This is a genomic window from Shewanella sp. SM55 (assembly GCF_025654025.1).
Classification (GTDB): Bacteria; Pseudomonadota; Gammaproteobacteria; order Enterobacterales; family Shewanellaceae; genus Shewanella; species Shewanella oncorhynchi.
On record NZ_JAKKRS010000003.1, the window covers coordinates 83,889 to 109,142 of the forward strand.

General features: G+C 45.1%; 22 protein-coding genes and 3 tRNA genes. 24 read left to right on the plus strand and 1 reads right to left on the minus strand.

The window, feature by feature from the left end:
- Window positions 1-9: 9 nt before the first annotated feature.
- Window positions 10-1,074: a small ribosomal subunit biogenesis GTPase RsgA gene (gene rsgA / locus L5L91_RS05745; protein WP_105250279.1), complete on the minus strand. Its 1,065-nt coding sequence runs from the start codon at window positions 1,072-1,074 to the stop codon at window positions 10-12.
- Between the two features lie 112 nt (window positions 1,075-1,186).
- Between rsgA and orn the strand changes: the two genes are divergently transcribed.
- From orn to L5L91_RS05865, 24 genes are all read left to right on the plus strand, one after another.
- A complete protein-coding gene (orn, locus tag L5L91_RS05750) occupies window positions 1,187-1,732 on the plus strand; it encodes an oligoribonuclease (RefSeq protein WP_006080044.1) in 546 nt (181 codons plus the stop codon).
- A 189-nt stretch (window positions 1,733-1,921) separates the two neighbouring features.
- Window positions 1,922-1,997, plus strand: a tRNA-Gly gene (locus tag L5L91_RS05755).
- 42 nt (window positions 1,998-2,039) lie between these two features.
- Window positions 2,040-2,115 (plus strand) — tRNA-Gly (locus L5L91_RS05760).
- A gap of 42 nt (window positions 2,116-2,157) precedes the next feature.
- Window positions 2,158-2,233, plus strand: a tRNA-Gly gene (locus L5L91_RS05765).
- A 787-nt stretch (window positions 2,234-3,020) separates the two neighbouring features.
- Entirely contained in the window at window positions 3,021-3,476 is a 456-nt protein-coding gene (locus L5L91_RS05770) for a hypothetical protein (protein WP_028761762.1), read from the plus strand.
- Between the two features lie 268 nt (window positions 3,477-3,744).
- A complete protein-coding gene (locus L5L91_RS05775; RefSeq protein ID WP_263235877.1) occupies window positions 3,745-5,229 on the plus strand; it encodes an NAD(P)H-hydrate dehydratase in 1,485 nt (494 codons plus the stop codon).
- Window positions 5,230-5,331: 102 nt separating this feature from the next.
- The gene (gene tsaE / locus L5L91_RS05780; protein ID WP_263235879.1) at window positions 5,332-5,790 is read left to right on the plus strand and encodes a tRNA (adenosine(37)-N6)-threonylcarbamoyltransferase complex ATPase subunit type 1 TsaE; all 459 of its coding nucleotides are present in this window, start codon (window positions 5,332-5,334) and stop codon (window positions 5,788-5,790) included.
- Window positions 5,791-5,798: 8 nt separating this feature from the next.
- Window positions 5,799-7,256, plus strand: coding sequence for an N-acetylmuramoyl-L-alanine amidase (locus L5L91_RS05785; protein ID WP_028761765.1), 1,458 nt, complete (start codon window positions 5,799-5,801; stop codon window positions 7,254-7,256).
- Between the two features lie 13 nt (window positions 7,257-7,269).
- The gene (gene mutL / locus L5L91_RS05790) at window positions 7,270-9,183 is read left to right on the plus strand and encodes a DNA mismatch repair endonuclease MutL (protein WP_411568903.1); all 1,914 of its coding nucleotides are present in this window, start codon (window positions 7,270-7,272) and stop codon (window positions 9,181-9,183) included.
- Window positions 9,176-10,102 (plus strand): tRNA (adenosine(37)-N6)-dimethylallyltransferase MiaA, encoded by a 927-nt coding sequence (gene miaA / locus L5L91_RS05795; protein WP_263235883.1) that lies wholly within the window; start codon window positions 9,176-9,178, stop codon window positions 10,100-10,102. The genes mutL and miaA overlap by 8 nt, the downstream gene beginning before the upstream one ends.
- A gap of 92 nt (window positions 10,103-10,194) precedes the next feature.
- On the plus strand, window positions 10,195-10,467 hold the full coding sequence (gene hfq / locus L5L91_RS05800; RefSeq protein WP_006084207.1) for an RNA chaperone Hfq: 273 nt from the start codon (window positions 10,195-10,197) through the stop codon (window positions 10,465-10,467).
- Window positions 10,468-10,490: 23 nt separating this feature from the next.
- Window positions 10,491-11,798 (plus strand): ribosome rescue GTPase HflX, encoded by a 1,308-nt coding sequence (gene hflX, locus L5L91_RS05805; protein ID WP_263192084.1) that lies wholly within the window; start codon window positions 10,491-10,493, stop codon window positions 11,796-11,798.
- A gap of 36 nt (window positions 11,799-11,834) precedes the next feature.
- Window positions 11,835-12,974 (plus strand): FtsH protease activity modulator HflK, encoded by a 1,140-nt coding sequence (gene hflK, locus L5L91_RS05810; protein WP_028761770.1) that lies wholly within the window; start codon window positions 11,835-11,837, stop codon window positions 12,972-12,974.
- Window positions 12,975-12,977: 3 nt separating this feature from the next.
- Complete coding sequence (gene hflC, locus L5L91_RS05815) at window positions 12,978-13,871, plus strand: protease modulator HflC (protein WP_113939145.1); 894 nt, start codon at window positions 12,978-12,980, stop codon at window positions 13,869-13,871.
- 370 nt (window positions 13,872-14,241) lie between these two features.
- Complete coding sequence (gene petA, locus L5L91_RS05820; RefSeq protein WP_006080059.1) at window positions 14,242-14,832, plus strand: ubiquinol-cytochrome c reductase iron-sulfur subunit; 591 nt, start codon at window positions 14,242-14,244, stop codon at window positions 14,830-14,832.
- On the plus strand, window positions 14,832-16,046 hold the full coding sequence (locus tag L5L91_RS05825) for a cytochrome b (protein ID WP_105250274.1): 1,215 nt from the start codon (window positions 14,832-14,834) through the stop codon (window positions 16,044-16,046). Before petA ends, L5L91_RS05825 begins: the two co-directional genes overlap by 1 nt.
- The gene (locus tag L5L91_RS05830; protein ID WP_105250273.1) at window positions 16,046-16,744 is read left to right on the plus strand and encodes a cytochrome c1; all 699 of its coding nucleotides are present in this window, start codon (window positions 16,046-16,048) and stop codon (window positions 16,742-16,744) included. The genes L5L91_RS05825 and L5L91_RS05830 overlap by 1 nt, the downstream gene beginning before the upstream one ends.
- Window positions 16,745-16,840: 96 nt before the next feature.
- Window positions 16,841-17,470: a stringent starvation protein SspA gene (gene sspA, locus L5L91_RS05835; protein ID WP_006080065.1), complete on the plus strand. Its 630-nt coding sequence runs from the start codon at window positions 16,841-16,843 to the stop codon at window positions 17,468-17,470.
- Entirely contained in the window at window positions 17,470-17,907 is a 438-nt protein-coding gene (locus L5L91_RS05840; protein ID WP_105250272.1) for a ClpXP protease specificity-enhancing factor, read from the plus strand. The genes sspA and L5L91_RS05840 overlap by 1 nt, the downstream gene beginning before the upstream one ends.
- Window positions 17,908-18,085: 178 nt before the next feature.
- Window positions 18,086-18,670 (plus strand): anthranilate synthase component II, encoded by a 585-nt coding sequence (locus tag L5L91_RS05845; protein WP_263163625.1) that lies wholly within the window; start codon window positions 18,086-18,088, stop codon window positions 18,668-18,670.
- A 179-nt stretch (window positions 18,671-18,849) separates the two neighbouring features.
- Window positions 18,850-21,330, plus strand: coding sequence for a S9 family peptidase (locus L5L91_RS05850; protein WP_263163623.1), 2,481 nt, complete (start codon window positions 18,850-18,852; stop codon window positions 21,328-21,330).
- A 205-nt stretch (window positions 21,331-21,535) separates the two neighbouring features.
- A complete protein-coding gene (locus L5L91_RS05855) occupies window positions 21,536-22,681 on the plus strand; it encodes an HDOD domain-containing protein (protein WP_263163622.1) in 1,146 nt (381 codons plus the stop codon).
- 54 nt (window positions 22,682-22,735) lie between these two features.
- Window positions 22,736-23,647 (plus strand): alpha/beta hydrolase, encoded by a 912-nt coding sequence (locus L5L91_RS05860; RefSeq protein WP_263235884.1) that lies wholly within the window; start codon window positions 22,736-22,738, stop codon window positions 23,645-23,647.
- Between the two features lie 308 nt (window positions 23,648-23,955).
- On the plus strand, window positions 23,956-25,173 hold the full coding sequence (locus L5L91_RS05865) for an aspartate aminotransferase family protein (protein ID WP_105250267.1): 1,218 nt from the start codon (window positions 23,956-23,958) through the stop codon (window positions 25,171-25,173).
- Window positions 25,174-25,254: the final 81 nt, after the last annotated feature.

The window sequence follows — 25,254 nt, forward strand, 5'->3', positions numbered from 1 at the left end:
AATAAGTCGTTATTCGTCAGTGGCCGCGCGGAAATGGCGGGCATGACGTTGTTCATCTAAGCTGGCGATAATTTTATGGTAATTATTAAAGCGATCTGCGCTGATCTTACCTTGGCTCAGGGCTTCTTGAAGTGCACAGCCGGGATCGTCACCGTGTTTACAATCGCGGAATTTACATGCGCCAAGATACTCGCGAAACTCGATAAAGCACCAGCCGACACGTTGTGCAGGAAGATGCCATAGGGCAAACTCGCGCACGCCTGGGGAGTCAATCAAATCGCCGCCACTAGGCAAGTGCAACAGTTTGGCTGTGGTGGTGGTGTGTTGACCTAAACCTGAGTTATCGGAAACATCACCGATAATAAGCTCTGCATCGGGTAGTAATGCATTGATTATTGATGATTTACCCACACCAGATTGGCCAGCAAACACGCTGACTTTATCTTTGAGTATACCTTTGATGGTATCGATACCATCACCGAGCTTGCTGCTGACCTTATAAACCGGATAGCCAATGTCTTTGTAGCGCTGTAGCGCTTCATCGATTGCCTGCGCTTCATCGGGATTGAGCAAGTCAATTTTATTCAAAATGATGATAGGCGGAATATCGGTATCTTCGGCAGCCACTAAATAACGGTCGATGATCTGGGTGGTAAAGCTGGGTAATACCGAGGAGACAATCAAAATCTGGTCGATATTCGAGGCGATGATTTTCACGCCATCGTATAAATCTGGGCGTGTAAGTGATGAGCGACGTGGATGAACGGCTTCAACAATGCCTGCGATGCCGCTATTGGCTTGGCTCTCAATGGCTAAGCGTACGATCACTTTATCGCCAGTCACTAAACTTGTGACGGCACGGCGAATATTACAGCGCACAATTTGGCCGCTTTCAGTTTCTATGTCGGCATGTTGGCCAAAACGTGAAATCACAGTACCGGGCTGTTCTTGCCCCAATGAACTATCCTGTAACTCTGGCGTATTTTTATCGCCACTATCACGATTGAGTCGCTTCTCGTGATTAGCGCGCATACGGCGTAATTGACCTTGGCTTAGGGGTTTCTTTTTACTCACTGATTCGTCTTCGTCAATTAGGTGATTTTTTGTGTTGGAAAAAAGCAGTATGATACACGCTCTTGAATAAAAAAGCCTGAATTTAGGCTAACTGACACGATAAGGCTGATTTATGACGGCAGATGTAAATAATCTCATTTGGATCGATTTGGAAATGACAGGGTTAGAGCCCGACGTCGACAGGATCATTGAAATTGCCACTTTAGTGACAGATCAAGAACTCAATATTATCGGTCAAGGTCCGGTTATCGCGATTCATCAGTCAGATGATGTGCTGGCCGCCATGGACGATTGGAATCAAAAGCATCATGGTGAGTCTGGGTTGATTGATCGCGTTCGTGCTAGCCAAGAAACCGAAGCGCAAGCCGTGGCTAAGACTATTGCCTTCTTAGAACAGTATGTTCCTAAGGGTGCTTCTCCAATGTGTGGTAACAGTATTGGGCAAGATAGACGCTTCTTAAATCGTTATATGCGCGAGCTGGAAGATTATTTCCACTACCGCAATGTGGATGTCAGTACGATTAAAGAGCTAGTGAAGCGTTGGAGCCCAGAAACTATGGCGGGCTTTAAGAAGCAAAACACTCACCAAGCACTGCAGGATATCCAAGAGTCGATCGCTGAATTGCAGTATTATCGCAGCAAAGTATTTAAAATTTGACCGATCAGTAGATAAATATGCAAGAAGGGGTTGCAGCCGCATGAATTTTTCATATAATGCGGCCTCAACTTTTTGATGCGAACAGAGATGTACGGTCATTTAGATTGAATGCGACATTAGCTCAGTTGATAAAGGTTAAAGGCGATACCTTTGTTAATGTTGAAGGTAAATGTAGCAGCGATGCAAAAAGCGACATTAGCTCAGTTGGTAGAGCGATACCTTGCCAAGGTATAGGTCATCGGTTCGAACCCGATATGTCGCTCCAAATTAAAAYTTAGTGATTTRCCAAATCATTAATACAGATTATGCGACATTAGCTCAGTTGGTAGAGCGATACCTTGCCAAGGTATAGGTCATCGGTTCGAACCCGATATGTCGCTCCAAATTAAAACTTAGTGATTTACCAAATCATTAATACAGATTATGCGACATTAGCTCAGTTGGTAGAGCGATACCTTGCCAAGGTATAGGTCATCGGTTCGAACCCGATATGTCGCTCCAATTTCCTAAATATTCCACTATCACATTACTCAATTGACATTAGCTCAGTTGCGGACTTGATATGGCTATACCTTCTTTTTTGCCAAGGTATAGGTCATCGGTTCGAACCGCTCTTGAACAAAATCATGTCGCTCCAATTTCCTAAATATTCCACTATCAGATTACTCAATTGGGATTAGCTCAGTTGCGGACTTGATATGGCGATACCTTCTTTTTTGCCAAGGTATAGGTTATCGGTTCAAACCGCTCTTGATCAAAATCATGTCGCTCCAATTTCAATAAATCCCCCCAAAACTACTTTAGCTAAGATCATTTCAATCGTGTAGCTCATATTGCTATTACTTACAATGCTTAGCCGTTGACTAAGGCATAGATCATTGCTCGAATCTCTCCCTATCAAAATCATTTCGCTGTACTTCCGTTAAACTCTCTAACAATGACTTTTTCGTGTCATTCCCTCAATTGGCTCATCTATATTTGTCTTGATTCACTGCCATCTACTTCAAGCACTCTATCTCAGATTCACCATGCACAACCAAAGACTTACGAATACCCTTTGGGAAAAGTGCGTTGAGATCTCTTTTGGCTTTTCTCTTTTATACAAAACAGTGTGATAGGATTAAGATGCGTGATCTATAGCGTGTTTCTTCAAGTTTTCCTAAATTAGATAGCTGCGTGAAAGTTAAATTATGACCTTGTTCAAATATTCGTAACGCTTTTACTCACATAATGGAATTAGACAAAATTAATAGCGCCAAGTAGTTGGCCTGACAATGGAGTGCATTATATGCGTATTCAACAATTACGTGATCTACTCGAGTATGTGGCAAATTGCCGCTTAGATATGGCGCAACTCTATGGCCGACTCAACAATCAAGCTGACTCGGCTCGTGTGAAAATGATGTTGGAGTATTTTGAATCACACCAAAAAACCATGGCAGAAAAACTGCGTGATTATATGGATGAAGCACCACATCGTATTCTTGATACTTGGTATAAAGACTTCACTTTTGAAGACTTTACTAAGCGTTGCCAAGATACTATGTTGCCCGCAAACATGAATGAAGATGATGTGCTCAACTTACATTTAGACCTAGAGAATCGTCTGATTGGTTTGTTAGAAAAAACAGTTAACTCAACCACGGCGGAAGATGCGCGTAATGCGTTAGCCAATTTGATCCGAGTAGAGAAAACTCAGCAGCAACGTTTAGTCCATAGTACGATTCGGATGGACGATATCTAAACCGTCATTTCTTCTCGAATCTCAAAGCCAGCCCAGTGCTGGCTTTGGTTTTTATGTCGACTTTGTATAGGCCACTTTTACTCTACTTTGCTCCATTTGGGCGGGTTTCTGCGCCAGAACTGATTTACGTCATAATTTCTCGCTGCTTTTTTTGCTACTTTCTTGATCTATTGGCTGATTTTTATTGGCCTTGCTCAATTCTGCCAAGACTTCTATGGTGAGATTACTCATTGTGAAATGGAGTCATTGGTGTCTAAGGAGATCCTTCATGGCACAAGATCTATCGCAATTTCCCAAAGCTCTATACACCCAAACACAAGTTCGCGAAGCTGAACTGAGTGCAGTGTCTCAGGGAGTATCTAGTCTCTATGCATTGGTCGAGCGTGCTGGCGCGGCGGCTTTTGAGTGTTTAGCGAAACATAGCTCCAAAGTCTTACCTGTGTTAATCCTTGCTGGCAGCGGTAACAATGGTGCCGATGCTTTAGTGTGCGCCCGTCTAGCCCGTGCCAGTGGTATGGACGTTTCTGTGATGATGACGTTAGCGGAAGGCACGCCTGAGTGTCAGCAAGCATTGACCCATTATCTTGCTGAAGGTGGAAAATTACTGCCGTTAGAGGTTGAACCTATTCTCGCAGCGAAAATCATAGTCGATGGTCTGTTAGGTACGGGGGTACATGATGCTGTACGCGACGATATGGCTAAATATATCCGTGCCATCAATGACAATTCGGCTTGGGTATTGAGTCTTGATTTACCCTCTGGAGTCATTGCTGATACAGGCGCCGTAGTAGGTGTTGCTGTGATGGCGGATATCACCTTATGTTTTGGTGGTTTAAAGCAAGGTGTTTTAACGGGTAAGGCACGGCATTACAGTGGTGAGCTTGAATTTGCAGATTTAGGATTAACGCCTTTCTTTGCTGAAGCGAGCGCACAAAGAGTAGGAAGAGAGACTCTTAAGGACTATTTTGCCGCCCGAGCACGGGATAGCCATAAAGGCCAATCGGGTAAAGTCACTGTCATCGGCGGTGATATAGGCATGGCAGGGGCTGTGAGACTGGCAAGTGAGGCTTGCCTACGTGCAGGCGCGGGATTAGTCACTGTGATCAGTCGACCTGAGCATCAACTGACGGTGAATGTCTCCCGTCCTGAACTGATGTTTTGGGGCTGTGATTTAGTCGATATGGAAGTGTATCTGCGCCTTGGTTGGGCGCAGGTTATCGTGCTTGGCCCTGGTTTAGGTAAGCATGACTGGGGGTATAATTTGTTTAAAGCCGTGGGCTTGAGCGATAAGCCTTGTGTTTTAGATGCCGATGCATTGAATCTGCTCAGTAATGAACCAAGGCGCCAAACGAATTGGGTATTAACACCACATCCGGGTGAGGCGGCGCGTTTACTTGGTTGTACCGTGGCCGATATTGAACAGGACAGATTTGCCGCTGTTCGCGCGATACAGCAAAAGTACGGCGGTGTTGTATTGCTAAAGGGCGCAGGAACGGTCATTTTTGATGGTCAGCAAATGGTAGTTGCACCAGTCGGCAACCCTGGGCTTGCCAGTGGTGGGTGTGGCGATGTGTTATCTGGTATTATAGGCGCGCTCATGGCTCAGGGAATGGATAATATGCAGGCAACTGTGCTTGGCGTAGTCGTACATGGTTGCGCCGCTGATCTTGCGGCAATACAGGGAGAACGGGGTATGTTAGCGAGCGATTTAATGCCTTTTATTCGCCAATTAGTGAATAGTGATTTACTCTAGGCGGAATGTGAGACTCAAGCGGGGCTGGACTTTGTTATGTGCCCTGTGCCTTTTTAGGATTGAGTCGCTTCTCCATCAATAACAGCAGTGATATAAGCGGATATGACAGAGTTAACTTTTTTCTTAGACAACGAAGACGACACTATTGCGGTTGGGCAAAAATTAGCCCGCTATGTCCAAGCGCCTTTGACTCTGTATCTTACGGGTGATTTAGGAGCCGGTAAAACGACGCTGAGTCGTGGCTTAATTCAGGGATTGGGTCATAAAGGTGCCGTTAAAAGCCCGACTTACACTTTAGTTGAACCTTATGAGTTAGAAGGTGTCGAAGTTTATCATTTTGATTTGTATCGTTTAAACGATCCAGAAGAACTCGAGTTTATGGGGATCCGTGATTACTTTACGGATAAGAGTCTGTGCATTGTTGAATGGCCAGATAAGGGAGAGGGTTTACTGCCCGCTGCCGATGTCCATATGCATTTAAGTTATCAAAATAGTGGGCGAGAAATACGCATAGAGGCCTTGTCTGAGCCAGGTGAAAAGTTATTAAAAGCGATAAAATAAAAACTAAAATGATAAAAAATAACCCGTATTTTCAAATTATTATTCTTTCTTTATGTTCTTTTTTCTCTGTGGTGGCCCATGCTGCTAATCAGTTAGAAAGCGTACGTATTTGGGCTGCGCCTGAGTCAACTCGAATCGTATTTGACTTGAGTGGAGTGCCTGATTACACCTATTTCTCTTTAGATGGCCCTAATCGTTTAGTGGTGGATTTAAAAAAGACTACTGCTAAAGTTGTGCTTAAAAATCTTGAAAACAACAGTAAGTTAGTTAAGGGCGTGCGGATCAGTAAGTCACCCACTAAAGGTGATTTGCGCTTAGTGATCGATCTCGTAAAGCCATTGAATGCAAGCTTGTTTTCTTTGCCTGTTACTGCGCCCTATGGCAATCGTCTAGTGGTTGATTTAGAAGATAAAACGTTAACTACGGCAACGGCTATCGTGTCATCTACACCCGTCAAAACTGTCACCCAAGCGGCGCAATCATCCCGCGATATTGTCATTGCTATTGATGCAGGTCATGGTGGCGACGATCCTGGCTCCATTGGTCCTTCTGGTGTTTATGAAAAAAAGGTCGCCCTAGAAATCGCCAGACGTGTTTCCAGCAAAATCAATGACACGCCAGGCATGCGTGCTGTGATGATCCGTACTGGTGATTATTTTGTGAATTTAAATAAACGCTCTGAACTGGCGCGCAACAGTAAGGCAGATCTGCTGATTTCTATCCATGCGGATGCCTTTACCTCGCCCAATCCACGTGGCGCCTCCGTATGGGTGCTATCAATGCGTCGTGCTAATAGTGAAATTGGTCGTTGGTTAGAGCAAAAAGAGAAGCATTCTGAGTTGCTGGGCGGCGCGGGTGAGATTATCCAAAACACGGATAATGAACAGTATTTGGCTATGACGCTGCTCGATATGTCAATGAACAGTTCGATGGCAATTGGCCATTCTGTTGCGGGGGATATTTTAAAAGATTTAGGTGGTGTGACTCAATTGCATAAAAGTCGCCCTGAGTCCGCGAGTTTAGCCGTGCTGAAGTCACCTGATATTCCTTCAATCTTGGTTGAAACGGGCTTTATTTCAAACCCTAAAGAAGAGCGTTTACTGTCGAGTAGTCGTCATCAAGAGAGCATTGCCAATGCTATTTATAAGGGTGTGAGCCGTTACTATCACAACAATCCGCCAGCAGATACTTTGCTTGCCCAAAGAAGGGGAGGAAGCTCTAGCAGTGCTAAGCCGGCCAAAACCACAGCAAAAGCATCAGCAGAAAGAACGCCAACTGAAAGAACACCTACAGCCTATGTTGGCGATGCGGTATCGACAAAGGTTAAACATAAGGTCCGTCGCGGAGAATCTTTATCTGCAATCGCGCAACGTTACAGTGTGCCAATGTCCAGCATCAAACAAGCGAATGGAATGAAGTCCGATGTGGTGCAGTTAGGGCAAACGCTAGTCATACCCCAGAGTTAAATAGGAAAGCATGATGGGCATTCAGATCCTGCCTCCGCAATTAGCCAACCAAATTGCGGCGGGGGAAGTGGTTGAGAGACCCGCTTCCGTAGTCAAAGAATTGGTCGAGAATAGCCTCGACGCAGGAGCGAGCCGAGTCGATATTGAAATCGACAAAGGCGGTAGCAAGCTGATTAAAATTCGCGATAACGGATCTGGCATACCTAAAGATGAACTCGCGCTAGCCTTATCGCGCCATGCGACCTCAAAGCTGCACACTTTAGACGATCTTGAAGCAATCCTTAGTTTTGGTTTCCGTGGTGAAGCGCTAGCCAGTATCAGCTCAGTCTCACGTTTAACTTTAACTTCACGCACGGCTGAGCAAACCGAAGCGTGGCAAGCCCATGCTGAAGGTGCCGACATGGCAGTTAAAGTGATGCCCGCCGCGCATCCAGTTGGTTCGACGATTGAAGTGGTGGATTTATTCTTTAATACACCGGCTCGCAGACGCTTTTTAAAGAGTGACAAAACCGAATTTACCCATATCGATGAATGGTTAAAGCGCATTGCATTAGTGCGTGGGGATATCCATTTCACGCTGACGCATAACGGTAAGATAGTACGTAATTATCGTCCCGCCGTGAATGAAACCCAGTATTTACAGCGTTTGACGCAAGTGTGTGGCCGTCCATTTGCCGAGCAAGCGCTTAAGATTGAATGCCAACACGATGATTTGCGCCTCAGTGGCTATTTGCAGTCACCTTGGTCACTGGTTATCAGCGATACCCATTACTTTTATGTCAATGGACGCCTTATCCGTGATCGCTTGGTCAATCATGCAGTGCGTCAAGCCTTTGCTCAAAAAGCAGAACTTGAACAACCCGGCTACGTGCTGATGTTGGATATCGATCCCCATCAAGTGGATGTTAACGTGCATCCCGCTAAGCATGAGGTGCGATTCCATCAGAGTCGCTATGTGCATGATTATATTCTGCAAGCATTGCAATCGGCGCTGGAAGAAGCAGGAGAGCTCAACTTCGTTCACTCTAGCTCTTTGTGTGAGGTTGAAGATGTGTTTGTGGATGCCCCGATAAGCGCCACTGAAATCTCAGCCCCTTTTGTACTTGGCGCTGATTCAGCTCAAGTTAATGCGCAAGCTGATACACTTGAGTCTGCTCAAGATACAGTTGCCCCTGCCGTTCAAGTAAAGTCTCTAGGCGCAGGACGAGAAGGCGCCAGTTTTGGCACTCAAACGAATGCTTTTGGCAGCATGACAACACCAAGAGACAGCAGCCGTGGCAGTTATTCTGCAGGTGAATCTCGGCAACGTACTGAATTACCGTCAAAGGCGGCAATAGCAAGTTATGGTGCTTTACTGCAAACCCCTTCTTACAGTGTAAAAGATCAAGATTATCAGTCTGTGTTACCTATGCCATCGATATTAGATGGGCAATATTGGGTGATGACGTCGGAAGATAAACTCAGTCTATTATCAATAAAATCAGTAGCATTGGCGACGCGATGCCAAGAGGTTGAAGCTAAACTAGCGACTGGGCTAATTGGTCAGCCTTTATTAATGCCAGTGTCTGTCGCGGCTGATGCGGATTGGCAGGCTGTGCTCACTGAACACGACACGCTGATCCGCCAATTAGGTTTAGAACTAACAATTCGTTACCAGCAGTTGATTATTAAAAAAGTGCCCCCATATATCAGAGAGAGCCAGTTAGCCAAAGTGATCCCTGAGTGGCTACAATCGCTACGTTTTGAAACTCCTGCGCCGAGCGCATTGGCGTTTTGGTTGGCAAAACACAGTTTAACGGGATTCGTTTCAGCACCAGAAGTCTGGTCAGCATTTTCGCAGTTAGCTGAAGAGAAAAAACAGCTTATTGCCAACAAAGCGATATTCTTACCTTGGCAATCGTGGCTAGAAGAGCAAGCAAGTGAATAAAGAATTACAGCCTAAAGTGTTATTTTTGATGGGGCCAACGGCCTCAGGTAAGACAGCTTTAGCATTAGAATTGGCCGAAAAGCATAACTGTGAAATCATTTCGGTTGATTCAGCATTAATTTATCGCGGTATGGACATTGGCAGTGCTAAGCCTTCAGCAGACGAACTGGCTCGCGGGCCACACAGATTAATTGATATTCGTGATCCCAGTGAAAGCTATTCGGCAGCCGACTTTAGAGCCGATGCAATAGCCGAGATAGAACAGATTATTAGCATGGGGAAAACGCCAGTATTAGTTGGCGGAACCATGATGTATTTCAAAGCGTTACTCGAAGGTTTGTCACCTTTGCCGAGTGCGGACGAGGCCATTAGGGCCGAGATCCAAGCGGAGGCGGATGAAAAGGGATGGGAAGCACTGCATGACCAATTAAGGGAGATAGATCCCGTGTCGGCAGAAAGAATTCATCCTAATGATCCACAAAGACTTTCAAGAGCGCTGGAAGTCTATAGAATAAGCGGCAAGAGCATGACTAAGTTGACTCAGACCAAGTCTGCTCCCTTGCCTTATGACGTAGTGCAGTTTGCTATTGCACCGCGCGAGCGCAAAGTGTTACATGACTTAATAGCGCAACGTTTTGCGATTATGCTCAAACAGGGCTTTATTGAGGAAGTCACAGAGCTAAAAGCCCGTGGAGACTTGCATTTAGACTTGCCTTCAATGCGTTGTGTCGGTTACCGACAGTGCTGGCAATACCTAGATGGTGAGTTTGACTATGATACTATGGTCGAAAAAGCGGTTGCTGCTACTAGGCAATTAGCTAAGCGTCAATTAACATGGTTGCGGAGTTGGCCAGAGTTGAATTGGCTTGAAAGTGGTGCTGAGGGGAATTTAGTTATACTTATGCGTCAATGCCGCTAGCTTATTAGCCCTTGCTGTATAATACTAAAACTAAACAAAAAACTATCACTGATATCGATTTATTTTATATAAATTAAAAAGGAAATAATAAAATGGCTAAGGGGCAATCTTTACAAGACCCATTTTTGAACGCATTGCGTCGCGAGCGCGTTCCTGTATCAATTTACTTGGTTAACGGCATTAAACTCCAAGGACAGGTAGAGTCGTTTGATCAATTTGTCATTCTGTTGAAAAATACAGTGAGCCAAATGGTTTATAAACACGCTATTTCTACTGTCGTGCCAGCACGCCCATTCAACGTTACTGGTCACCAAAATGCCCAAGGCGGATATGGTGCTCAAGATGATGCGCCTAGTGGCGAATAAGTATTATCTGAGGAGTTTGCTTCTTGTTTGATCGTTATGAGGCGGGAGAAACTGCGGTTCTTGTCCATATCGACTTTTCCGATGAGGAACGCCGAGAAGATTTAGTCGAGCTGCAGCTATTAGTAGAATCAGCTGGGGCAAGATCAGTCGGGGTGATTACTGGAAGTCGACGTTCACCGGATCGCAAATTTTTTGTGGGTTCTGGTAAAGCCGAAGAGTTAGCTGCATTAGTGGCGGCGACTGAAGCCAATGTGGTGATTTTTAATCATGCATTGAGTCCAGCCCAAGAGCGTAATCTTGAGCAAGTGTGTCAGTGTCGTGTGCTCGACCGTACGACACTTATTCTCGATATTTTTGCCCAAAGAGCGCGAACTCACGAAGGTAAGTTACAGGTGGAGCTAGCGCAATTGCGCCATATGTCGACTCGCCTGATCCGTGGTTGGACGCATCTTGAAAGGCAAAAGGGCGGTATTGGTTTACGTGGTCCAGGGGAAACCCAGCTCGAAACCGATAGACGTTTGCTCAGAGGACGGATTAAAAATATCAACAAACGCTTAGAGCGAGTTGATAAGCAACGTGAACAGAGTCGACGTGCACGTAAGCGTAGTGATTTGTCGACAGTTTCACTAGTCGGCTACACTAACGCGGGTAAATCAACGCTGTTTAATGCCCTAACATCATCTGATGTTTATGCTGCAGATCAGCTATTTGCCACACTCGATCCTACGCTAAGAAAGTTAGATTTACCTGATGGTGCCGTGATATTAGCGGATACTGTAGGGTTCATTCGTCATTTGCCCCATGATCTCGTTGCTGCATTTAAGGCAACCTTACAAGAGACAAGGCAAGCTGAGTTATTACTACACATAGTTGATTGTGCAGATGAAAACATGGCGGATAATTTTGATCAGGTTCAATCTGTACTGAAAGACATCCAAGCCGATGAAGTCATGCAACTCGTGGTCTGTAACAAAATCGATTTACTCGAAGATGTGACGCCAAGAATTGAATATAACGACATAGGCAAACCCGTTCGAGTTTGGGTTTCAGCACAGAAGCGTTTAGGATTTGATTTGCTATTGAAAGCCATCACTGAGCTTATTGGTGAGGTGATTAAAGAGCTAACACTTAGAATTCCGGCAACTGCTGGACATTATCTTGGCCAGTTTTATCGACTGGATGCGATACAGCAGAAAGAGTACGACGATCTGGGGAACTGTATTTTGTCTGTTCGTTTATCGGACGCCGATTGGCGCCGATTAACAAAACAGAGTCAGGGTGAGTTAGAAACCTTCATCTTCGAAGATTCGATAGATGAAGTTGTTTGTTAATAATCTAATTTATTTCATCCACTTATGGAGTGCTAAATGGCTTGGAACGAGCCCGGTAACAAGGGTAATGATCCTTGGGGAAATAAAGGTGGTAACGACAAAGGACCACCGGACCTTGACGAGGTTTTTCGTAATCTTTCAAAGCGCTTTGGCGGCAAAGGAAATGGCTCAGGCCAGTCTTTTAGTTCGTTTAGCCTAATCATCATTCTTGCTGTTGCTGTAGTTGTTTGGGGACTTTCGGGTTTTTATACAATTAAAGAAGCTGAGCGTGGTGTGGCACTGCGATTTGGTAAACACGCTGGCGAAATTGGTCCTGGACTTCATTGGAAAGCCACATTTATCGACCAAATTTATCCCGTCGACATTCAATCGGTTCGCTCTATTCCTGCGTCTGGTAGCATGCTGACATCCGATGAAAACGTCGTGAAAGTTGAGCTTGATGTTCAGTATCGTATTTTAGATGCTTACTCATATCTATTTAGTGCCGTCGATGCGAACGCCAGTTTGCGTGAAGCGACTGACAGTGCACTGCGTTATGTCATTGGACATAACAAGATGGATGATATTCTGACTACTGGCCGTGATGCTATTCGTCGCGATACGTGGAAAGAGTTAGAGCGCATTCTTGAACCGTACAAATTGGGTCTTGCTGTTGTTGACGTTAACTTCTTACCGGCACGTCCGCCAGAAGAAGTGAAAGACGCCTTCGATGATGCGATTTCTGCCCAAGAAGATGAACAACGTTTTATTCGTGAAGCTGAAGCTTATGCCCGTGAAATTGAACCAAAAGCTCGTGGTGAAGTTGAACGTATGGCGCAACAAGCGAATGCTTACAAAGAGCGTGAAGTCTTAGAAGCTCGCGGTAAAGTGGCTCGTTTTGAGTTGTTATTACCAGAGTATCAAGCTGCGCCTGAAGTGACTCGGAAGCGTTTGTATCTTGATACAATGCAGCAAGTGATGACAGATACGAATAAAGTGCTGATTGATGCTAAGAACAACGGCAACTTAATGTACCTACCGCTAGATAAGTTAATTCAGCAGAAGCCTGCGACAAATGAGCTGGAAGCTAAGCCACAGCAAAATGTTAATTCTTCATCTGTATCAACGACTCGCGCGAATGAGCCTTTGAGTGGACGTCCATCCCGCGATGATCGTACTCGCCAAGGGAGGGAGTAATCCATGGGTAGATTAAGCGTTATTCTTATCGCCGTGCTCTTAGGTATTGGTTTGTCATCTTTAATGGTGGTGAATGAAGGCGAGCGCGCTATTGTGGCGCGTTTCGGTGAAATTTTAAAAGACGACGTTGACGGTAAGCAAGTCACCCGCGTCTACGGCCCAGGCCTGCACATGAAAGTGCCTGTGATCGATAAAGTAAAATTACTCGATGCTCGTATTCAAACACTTGATGGTGCAGCTGATCGTTTTGTAACTTCAGAGAAGAAAGACCTTATGGTCGATTCCTATGTGAAGTGGCGCATTATGGATTTCGAAAAATATTACCTGTCTACAAACGGTGGTATTAAGTCGAATGCAGAATCGCTATTACAACGTAAGATCAACAACGATTTACGCACAGAGTTTGGTCGTCGCACTATTAGAGAGATTGTTTCTGGTAAGCGTGATGAACTGCAAAATGATGCGTTATCCAATGCCTCAGAAAGTGCAAAAGACTTAGGTATTGAAGTTGTTGATGTGCGTGTAAAGCAAATCAATCTACCGGCTAACGTCAGTAACAGTATTTACCAGCGTATGCGTGCAGAGCGTCAAGCTGTGGCAAAAGAGCATAGAGCGCAAGGTAAAGAACAGTCTGAAATTATTCGTGCAACGATAGATGCCAATGTGACGGTGAAGATTGCCGAAGCTGAACGTAAAGCCTTAACCATTCGAGGTGAAGGAGATGCGTTAGCAGCGAAGATATATTCTGATGCTTACAACAAAGATGCTGAGTTCTTCGGTTTTGTTCGTAGCTTAGAGGCTTATCGAGCCAGCTTCTCAGGCAAGTCCGATATTATGGTGTTAGAGCCTGATAGCGAGTTCTTCAAGTATATGAAGAGCACTGCACCCAAGAAGTAATGCATTAAAAGTATTGATTTAATAGGTCCTGTTACTCAGGGCCTATTTTTTTATCTGGCAATTGTTAACTTAGTTTGAAAAGTCTGGGCTAATTTATATTAGCGATGCATGCTTTATGCCGATATCACAGACAAGAAGCTTAAAATATGATCCAAATGAATTAAAATGGGTTAATAGTTGGGTCTTTTTTAGGCTTTTTTTAAAAAACACGCAATCTCCCTAACTTACTTGCGTGTTTTCACTATGATCTGCTTCTAATTTTTAGCTATAATGAGCCCCGCTTCAAACTTCGATTTTTGACCCTAGTGATGACTAAGGGCTGAAAGTCTTTGAAATATAAAAATTCCAACACCCTCTGGGAGATAAGTGGATGAGCAATGCGCCAGTCGATACCGGACGTCGCAGATTCCTGACAGCCGCAACCGCCGTAGTAGGTGGTGCTGGTGCCGTCGCTGTAGCGGTTCCTTTCATCAAGTCATGGAATCCGAGTGCCAAAGCGAAAGCTGCAGGTGCACCGGTCGAAGTAAATATCAGTAAAGTAGAGCCAGGTCAGCTGATCCGTGTTGAGTGGCGTGGAAAACCTGTATGGGTTGTCCGTCGCACAGATGCTGTGATCAATGAACTGCCAACACATGATGATAAGTTAAGAGATCCTGCTTCTGCTGAGATGCAGCAGCCTGATTATGCAACAAATCCTTTGCGCTCAATCAAGCCAGAGTATTTTATTGCTGTCGGTATTTGTACCCACCTCGGATGTTCACCTACTTATTTGCCAGATTCATTTGGTGAGCAAGTTGAAGGTGTCACTTCTGGTTTCTTCTGTCCATGTCATGGCTCTAAGTTCGATATGGCTGGTCGCGTTTTCCAAGGCGTACCTGCTCCATTGAACCTAGTTATCCCTCCACATCAATACGTTGATGATGGCACCGTGATTATCGGTGTAGATAAAGGAGTGGCGTAATGGTTAAGAATTTAATTAATTGGATTGATGCGCGTATCCCAATGACGGCGACTTATAACCGTCACGTGGGCCAGTACGCTACGCCAACTAACTTTAACTTTTGGTATTTTTTCGGTTCGCTAGCGATGTTGGTATTGGTTAACCAATTACTGACAGGTATCTGGTTGACGATGAACTATGTACCAACAGCAGAAGGCGCATTTGCCTCTGTTGAATACATAATGCGTGATGTTGAATACGGTTGGTTACTGCGTTATATGCACTCAACGGGTGCATCAGCCTTCTTCGTTGTGATCTATCTGCACATGTTCCGTGGTTTAATTTACGGTTCATATCAGAAGCCTAGAGAACTACTGTGGCTGTTCGGTATGTTAATTTTCCTCGTGCTGATGGCCGAAGCCTTTATGGGTTATTTGCTGCCATGGGGTCAAATGTCATATTGGGGCGCGCAGGTAATTATCTCTCTGTTCGGTGCGATTCCAGTTATTGGTGACGACTTAACCCTGTGGATCCGTGGTGACTACGTGATCTCTGGCGCAACGCTGAACCGTTTCTTTGCGCTGCACGTTATTGCTCTGCCGCTAGTATTAGTCGTACTCGTGTTTTTACACTTAATTGCGCTGCATGAAGTGGGTTCTAACAACCCTGACGGTATCGAAATCAAGAAGAACAAAGACGAAAATGGCTGGCCAGTTGACGGTATTCCATTCCACCCATATTACACTGTAAAAGACATCATGGGCGTCGCGGGCTTCCTGATAGTGTTCTGCTATGTGTTGTTCTTTATTCCTGAAGGCGGTGGTTACTTCCTTGAAAAGCCAAACTTTGAAGCGGCTAACTCGATGAAGACACCTGAACACATTGCACCCGTTTGGTACTTCACTCCTTTTTACGCCATTTTACGTGCAGTGCCTGATAAATTGGGTGGCGTGATAATGATGGGTCTGTCGATTGCAGTACTGTTCGTATTGCCTTGGTTAGATCGCTGTAAAGTGAAGTCAGTTCGCTACCGTAGTACGCTACATAAGCTGAACATTGCTCAATTTGCTATATCTTTCATAGTATTGGGTTATTTAGGGGTAGTGCCTGCCACGCCGACGCTGACGATAGTTGCACAGGTGTTTACTTTCACTTACTTTGGTTTCTTTGTGGCGCTGTGGGTATACAGCAAGAATGAAAAAACTAAACCTGTTCCAGCGAGGTTGACACACTAATGAAAAAATTATTGATTGCATTAGTTACCTTGTTGCCGACGTTGGCTATGGCTGCGAGCGGACATAAAATTCATTTAGAAGATGCCAATGTTGATCTGCATGATAAAGCTTCTTTAGAGCGTGGTGTGGACCTGTTCCAACATTACTGTTCTGGTTGCCACAGCACTCAGTATCAACGTTATGAACGTGTAGCGACCGATATCGGTATCTCTGCGGATGATATGCGTAATAAGTATATGTTCACCGATGCTAAAATTGGTGAATTGATGCAAAACGCTATTCCACCTAAAGATGCTGCTAAATGGTTTGGTGCTACACCGCCAGACTTAACTTTAGTTGCTCGCGTGCGTGGTGAAGATTGGGTTTATTCCTATCTGAAAGGCTTCTATAAAGATCCAAGTCGCCCATTTGGTGTGAATAACACAGTATTCCCATCTGTTGGCATGCCACATGTACTCGAAGAGTTACAAGGCACACCAGTTAAACAAGAAGATGGCACTATTGTGGTGACTGGCGGTAAATTGAATGCGGAAGAATACGACCAAGCAGTACGTGATATCACTGGCTTCTTAGTTTATTCGGCTGAACCTGTTAAGCTAGAGCGTCAAGCTATGGGCTGGTGGGTACTCGGATTCCTATTTATATTCTTTATTGTGGCCTACCTCTTGAAGAAAGAGTATTGGAAAGATGTACACTAGGCACCAATAACGGGTAAAATGTAATATCCGCATAGTGTAAACGGGGGGCTTTGCCCCTCGTTTACTTTTGTTTTATTTCGATTCTGGAGGGTATCAATGGCTGTTGCTGCCAACAAACGCTCTATCATGACACTGTTTTCAGGTGCTGATGATCTGTATAGCCATCAAGTACGTATCGTGTTAGCTGAGAAAGGGGTTACTGTTGATGTTTTACAGGTCGACCCTAACGAAATGCCTGAGGATTTGCTCGAAGTAAATCCATATAACTCAGTGCCAACTTTGGTAGACCGTGAACTCGTTTTATACGAATCACGCATTATCATGGAATATTTGGATGAGCGTTTTCCTCATCCGCCTTTGATGCCAGTTTATCCAGTGTCTCGCGGCCAAAGCCGTTTGATGATGCATCGCATCGATACTGACTGGTATTCGCTCGTTGACCGTATCCGTAAAGGTGATCGTGTTGAAGCGGCTCGTAAAGAGTTGACTGAAAGCCTGATCGCAATTGCGCCTATCTTCGGTGAAGTGCCTTACTTCATGAGCGAAGAATTTGGTCTAGCGGATTGCTACCTTGGCCCATTGTTGTGGCGTTTACCTGTATTAGGTATTGAGCTAGATAGCCGTGTAGCTAAAGATATCAAAGCGTATATGACACGTATTTTTGAGCGTGAATCGTTTAAAGCTTCTTTAACTGAAGCCGAACGCGAAATGCGCATGGGTATGTAATGAAACCTTTGACTCCAAATCGTCCTTATTTACTAAGGGCTTACTATGATTGGTTGATGGACAACCAATTGACTCCTCACGTTGTGGTTGATGCCTTTGTTGAAGGCACTCAAGTACCGCAGCAATACGTGAAGGATGGCCAGATAGTGTTGAATATTGCTGCTGGCGCAGTGGGCAATTTGCAAATTAGCAATGAGTGTGTGGAGTTCAATGCGCGTTTCGGTGGTGTTCCCCAGCAGGTGATGTTGCCAATGGCGTCGATTGTCGCTATTTATGCCCGTGAAAACGGTGCTGGCACTGTCTTCGATATTGAAGATGCTTACCTGATGGACGATGAAGTCGATTCATCTTTATCCGTTGTTGAAACAACAGATAAAGCGTTTGAACCGACAGATGAGCCCCCTAAACGTCGCAGTCATTTAACTGTGGTTAAATAACTGTGGTGAAATGCCCAAGTCGTTTAAAAACTAAGCCAGTCTAATGACTGGCTTTTTTGTCGCTGTATTTTATCGCCGTAATTGGTTAAACCTTAAGTACAAGGTGTGATAGCATTTGCGCCCGCATTCATCCGTTAGATATGCGTTACCTTTACCCATTTAGACCAATGGATCTTGTATGTTGCTAATGATCGATAATTACGACTCTTTCACCTTTAACTTAGTGCAGTATTTTCAGCAGCTAGGGCAAGAGATAGTGGTTAAACGTAATGATGAAATTAGCCTAGCCGACATCGAGGCGCTTGCGCCGACTCATCTAGTGATTTCGCCCGGACCTTGCACACCTAATGAGGCGGGGATCTCCCTCGCGGCGATTGAGCATTTTGCCACGTGCATGCCGATCCTAGGTGTCTGTTTAGGACATCAAGCGATGGCGCAGGTTTTTGGTGCCAATGTCGTGCGTGCCGAACGGGTGATGCACGGCAAGGTCAGTGCAATTACGCACACTGGACAGCGGTTATTTAAGGGATTAAATCAGCCTTTAACCGTGACACGTTATCACTCGTTACTGGTTGATGCAGTGCCTGAAGGTTTTGTACTCGATGCTTGGTTTGACGATGCAATTCACGGCCGAGAAATCATGGCCATGAGCCATCAAGACTTACCGCTTTATGGGGTGCAATTTCATCCCGAATCAATTCTCACCGAGCAAGGTCTCGAACTGTTAGCCAATTTTTTAGCGCAACCGGCTGTTCCCGTATAATTTCCTCGCCTTAAAAACTCTCCACACTATCAATTTCTGTTACAAGATTTATCCTTCTTTTAAGCAAGTTTAGCGATTAACTATGCTATAACTGCCGCAAAACTACGCGAATAGGCGAAACCAGCAGATAAGTAGACTGGGTCATTTAGCCATTGCGATAACAATAAAAGGAAGGATAAATGAGAAGCGTAATGCGAAATTTGGGTTTTAGTGCGTTAGCGGTTGCCGTATTGGCTGGGTGCGCAGCGACATCGACTGAAACTGCAACTCCCGTAATAGCTCCGCCAGCATTCCAAGTTCCCTTAGCCCAACCGCCACAAGTTTCACAGGCGCTTACGCTTAATCAAATTATGGCAAATCCTGATTGGATGGGGATCTTTGCCAAAGAGGCTTACTGGAGCGACGATAGCCAAAGCGTGCTGTTTGCCCGCCAAGCGAGTACTTCACCTCTGCGTAGCTATTATCAGCAAGGCATCAATGACAGCCGCGCCGTCGAGCTAGCTCTCGATAAGTTACATGCCGCAGATCAGCAGTTTGGCGTGTTTGATCGCACTAAGTCCCACAAGGCTTACCTATATCAAGGCAACATTTTTGTTAAGCAATTAAGCACGGGTAAAATCAGCCAACTGACTCGCCAGCGTAGCGCCATCGATGGTGTGCGTTATCTCAATAATGGCGATATCGCCTATTGGCAGGGCGACAATGTTTTCCAGATCCATCAAGATTCTGGCTTAGTCGAGCAACTTGCTGAAATTAAAATGGCGAAAGCACCAGAAGCGGTAAAAGAGCCGACGTCTTATATTACGAAACAACAGCACAGATTGATTCAGTATGTGGCGCTGCAGCAAGAAAATGCTAAAACTAAAGCGCAGTATCAAGATGAATTACAAAAAAACGATCCAACGCTCGCCGCCAGCACTTGGTATTTAGGCGATAGCGAAGTGGTGTCAGAGCTGAGTTTATCACCCGATGGCCGCTATATTTTAGTCACTCTTACAGATAAAAATTACACAGGTAGCAGCGAACACGACATCATGCCTAATTACTTAGGTAGTGAAGGTTATATCGACCCAGTGCCAGTGCGCGCGCGCGTGGCTGAAGATACGCCACCAGGGCAACGTTTTGTGGTGCTTGATTTAAACCAACATAAAAATGTCGATATCACCATCGAGGGCCTTACTGGTTTTGATGAGGATGTGCTAGCCAAAGTGAAAGCTGAAAATGCTAAAGCGAAAGGCGAAACTTATCAAAGCACTAAATCGCCACGTAAAATTCAGTTGATGCAGGATTGGGGCTGGACTCAGAGTGCGATTCAATGGCATGAGTCGGAAAATAAATTAGCCCTGATGCTAGAAGCAACTGATAATAAAGATCGCTGGATCGCCAGTGTCGATCTTGCTAAGGGTAAATTCATTACCGAACATCGTTTACATGATGATGCATGGGTGAATTACGATTACAACCAATTCGGTTGGTTACCGGATACGGATACCTTGTATTACTTGTCAGAAGAGTCCGGTTATTCGCAGCTTTATATTAAAGCTCAAGGCGAAAAACCGCGTGCGTTAACCCAAGGCAAGTTTGTCGTGAGTGATATTACGCTGTCACCGGATGCCAATTACATCTATTACAAAGCGAACCAGAGTCACCCCGGTATTTATAATGTTCACCGCGTGAATCTTGCCACAGGTAAAAATGAGCAACTAACCCAGTGGGATGGCAACTTAGATTACAGCTTAAGCCCCGATGGCACTCAGCTATTACTCAATGCCTCACGCCGCACACAGCCTAATGAACTCTATGTTCAACCCATTGGCGGCGAGTTAAAGCAGCTGACGTCTTATACCAGTGATGCCTTCAAAAATTACCCATGGCAAGCGCCAGAAGTGGTAGCTGTACATTCAAATCATGGTGCTGGCAATGTGTACGCTCGAGTTTATCTGCCGCAAGGCTATGATAAGTCCCGCGCTGAGAAATATCCTGCGGTGATTTTCAATCACGGCGCAGGTTATCTGCAGAATGCCGATTATGGTTTTAGCGGTTATTTTCGCGAGTTTATGTTCCACAACCTGCTGACTCAACAAGGTTATGTTGTGATGGACATGGATTACCGTGGCTCTAAAGGTTACGGCCGAGATTGGCGCACTGCTATTTATCGCAATATGGGTCATCCAGAAGTGGAAGACTTAAAGGATGGCGTAACGTGGATGGCGACTCATACCCATGTCGATACTAAGCGTGTCGGGACTTATGGTGGCTCTTACGGTGGATTCTTAACCTTTATGTCTTTGTTTACCGCGCCGGACTTGTTCCAAGCTGGAGCTGCATTGCGTCCTGTGGCGGACTGGGCACATTATAATGCGCCTTATACCTCTAATATCTTAAATACGCCTGATGTCGATCCTATCGCCTATGAGCGCAGCTCTCCTATTGAGCATGCCCAAGGATTAACTAAACCACTGCTTATCATGAGTGGCGTAATGGACGACAACGTTTTCTTCCAAGACAGTGTGCGTATGGTACAGCGCCTCATTGAACTGGAAAAACCAACCTTTGAAATGGCGATTTATCCTGTTGAGCCCCATGGTTTCCGTCAACCTTCTAGCTGGTTAGATGAATACCGCCGCATCTATAAGTTATTTGAACAAGAACTTAAATAATTCAGTTCGATTTCTTTTAAAGGTCTCCTAGTCGAGGCCTTTTTATTGGGTAACTGACTAGGAAATATCCGATATAACTCTTTGTTTGCGTTCTGCGACTTTGCATTATTGCTAAGATTAAGTGTATGTGCTGAAATTGTAATGATTTTGAGAGTTTGATTGTGTTGACGTCACTCGGGCATTAGCGATATAGGAAAGATTTATAGTGGCGATTTCGGTTGCGGGCGGTGTAAGACCCGGCAAAATTATAGAGATAGAACATAGGCTCTATCAACAATTGATCCTCGGAAAGCAAAAAGCGAGCCCGACTCTTTTGGATGAACTCGACCTTGAATTAGAGGCCGATGCAAATAAGTTAGATGTTGAACGCGAAGCGATTTTGGTGCGTTTGATGAAACAAATTAAAGCTAAAGAAGTGTTTGAAGCCGTATCGAGCCAGTTGCATGAAACTGTCATTAACGCCATCGAGCATCAACTCGCGTCCCCTGAATCTGTTCTGGCTAAGTCAGATATCAATGAGTCGCAAATCCTCTTGTTGGAATTATTGCTGGCAAAAAATCTCGATGCAACGCGATTAAGACCATTGATCAGTAGCTTAAATTGGTTGTGCCGCGACTTAACCAACATGGTCAACAGCCCATCTTTTCGCGCTCGCCGGTCTCAGAGTTCAGATGTGCGGGTCACTGATATCAAATTAGTGATGAATTACATCGGTATCGAAAACCTTCGCACCATTATCCCTTACTTTTGTTTGCGAAATTGGCTTCCTAGTGGCAATGCTAAGTTGTTATGGACTACCCGTAAATTATGGCGCTACAGCATAGTCAGTGGCATAGCGGCAAATGCTTTAGCTCAGCTTCATAATACTGACTCAGCCTTGGTTTATAGTAGTGCCTTACTTAATCAGTTAGGCACATCCGTTGTATTGAGTTTAAGTGCCCGTTTATTCGACCAAACATGGGGATCTTGGATAAGAGAAGCCAGTAGCAGCCGTGATAAGGAAGTGTATGATGCGGTGATTGCCACTGAGTTTCCTGCTAAGGCCGTGTTTGAACAAGTGTTAAGCCATGGCCTCAAACTTAATTGGCAATTATTAGAGTTACTTAAGTTTGAAGCGAGTCCCTTAACTCGGTTGTTAAAGGAGTTAGACCAAACCTTAAGTTATCGAGAATTGTCGCCTCAGTCGGCATTAGTCGCGCGGGCAAACTGTTATGCTAAGGTGGTATTACTCGAAGAAATGCGTCAAATCGATCCCCAAGAAAAGCGCTTAATGTTTGATTATTATGAGTTAACTGAGCAAGAAGTACTGCGCCTAAAAGCACAAAACTATAGGAAGTTAGATCTGCTGTAATCCTCGGTCTGCTACGTAGCGCCATGATTGCGGCGTTTAAGTAGAGGAAGGGATATGCCAAGCTGGCAAGCATCTGTACTAAATACCATTTTATCCTATGTCGCTAGGCCATCCATCAGTCGTGGACAGGCCAAAATGCCCTTAGCGCAAGTGCGTGAAAAGTTGCTTGAGCTTGATAGACGTTGGCTCCCTTGGCCGGATAAGTTAGTCAGCGCTACCATCCCCTTACAACACTCAAACTTGTTACATTATGTGCTTCTCAACGAACCTTCTCGCCTTGGAAGTCTGTTTTATATCCGTGGCGGAGGCTTCTGTTTTAAAACGCCCCATGCCCATGCAAGATTAGTCGCAGATATCTGCCAGCGTTGTCAATTAGATGCTTATATTCCTGATTATCGTCTCTCTCCTGAGCATCCTTTCCCCGCACCATTTGATGATGTGCTTGAAGCCTATAGGCGGTTAATTGAGCTGAAAGGCACGGAGAATTTGATCCTCATGGGTGACTCGGCGGGCGGCAATTTAGCCCTGAGTTTGTTGCTGGAATTAAAGCGTTTAGGCCTGCCTTTACCGACCGCCTGTATCTTACTATCGCCCGCGTTAGACTTAGCACTTACGGGGGATACTGAGTTGATACTCGCAGCCGACGATCCCTTCTTCACCATAGAGGCATTGCTGCGCTTACGTGGCGCTTATCTTGCGGGGGCCGATCCTATGTCGGCAAAAGTTTCCCCCTTACAGGGGAACTTGGCAGACCTGCCGCCCATCTTAGTGATTGCGGGTACGCGGGAGCTATTATTACAGGATTCTGAACGTTTAGTCGCCCAAATAAAAGCCTGTGGTGGTGAGATAACGGGCTGTTTTTACCCTAACATGCCCCATGTGTTTCCCTTGTTCAATTTATTGCCCGAAGCCCTTGAAGTGAGGTCGAAAATTGGCCATTTTGTGCTTTCACACTTGATTCGTTAAAATGGTGTAGTTATTCACATTCAGTGAATAGCTAGCAAAATGAGGGGCAAATAACTTTTTTTCTGACTAATTATGCTGCAAGCCATGGGCTTAACCGCTTGTATAGTTCTTAAACTGCAATCTTTATGCACTTTGGGTGGAAGTGCGTGGATTGATGTTTGTGAAAAACTGGTATTTTGATCACATTTTCGCTAATAATGGTTATTAATAGACACAAGCAATCCCAGTATCACTAACTCTAGATAAAGATACCTATGGGACTCTGACGGTGCAAGGCGCCGTTAAACAAACACAAAGGACGAAGAAGAATGAGCGTTGATATGAAGTTGGACCGTGCCCAGTTTGACGCAGTGATGGTGCCTAATTATGCGCCTGCTGCCGTGATCCCTGTTCGTGGCGAAGGAAGCCGAGTTTGGGACCAAGAGGGCAACGAGTTTATCGATTTTGCTGGCGGTATTGCGGTAAATTGCTTAGGTCACTGTCATCCAGCCCTTGTGAATGCTCTTAAGACACAAGGTGAAAAATTATGGCATTTGTCAAACGTAATGACGAATGAGCCTGCCTTGGCATTAGCGACTAAATTAGTTAATAGCACGTTTGCCGACAAAGTGTATTTTGCCAACTCTGGCGCCGAAGCCAACGAAGCCGCATTAAAACTTGCCCGTCGTTATGCCTTAGAAAAACATGGCGTTGAGAAAGATGAAATCATAGCGTTCGATAAAGCTTTCCACGGCCGTACATTCTTCACTGTCAGTGTCGGTGGACAAGCTGCCTATTCCGATGGCTTTGGTCCTAAGCCGCAGAGCATTACTCACCTGCCATTTAACGATGTTGCCGCCTTAGAAGCCGCAGTAACGGATAAGACTTGCGCCATCATGCTTGAGCCGCTGCAAGGCGAGGGCGGTATTATCGATGCCGATCCTGCATTCCTAAAAGCCGTGCGTGAATTGGCTAATAAGCACAATGCACTAGTGATTTTTGATGAAGTCCAAACGGGTGTGGGCCGTACTGGTGAACTTTACGCTTACATGGGTACTGAAATCGTGCCTGACATCTTAACCACAGCTAAAGCGCTCGGTGGTGGTTTCCCTATCGCAGCTATGCTGACAACGGCTGAGATTGCCGAGCATTTAAAAGTGGGCACTCACGGTTCTACCTACGGTGGTAACCCATTAGCCTGCGCTATCGGTAATGCAGTGTTAGATGTAGTGAACACACCTGAAGTGTTAGATGGCGTAAAACATCGCGAGCAGTTATTGCGTGATGGTTTGAACAAAATCAATGAAAAATATCATGTTTTTTCAGAAGTACGCGGTAAAGGTTTACTCTTAGGGGCCGTTCTTAATGAACAATACCAAGGTCGTTCACGCGACTTTTTGGTGGCCTCTGTCGCTGAAGGCTTAATGAGCCTGATGGCGGGTGCTAACGTGGTGCGTTTTGCTCCTTCTCTGGTGATCCCTGAGGCAGATATTGCTGAAGGTCTAGCTCGTTTTGAACGTGCTGTGGCGAGCATAGCTGCCGCCTAAATGACCAAAGGAGTGCTGAATTTATTCGCACTCCTTTTTTGTCAGGGAATACTTACCTGCATCACTGCCTGTCTTTTTAAA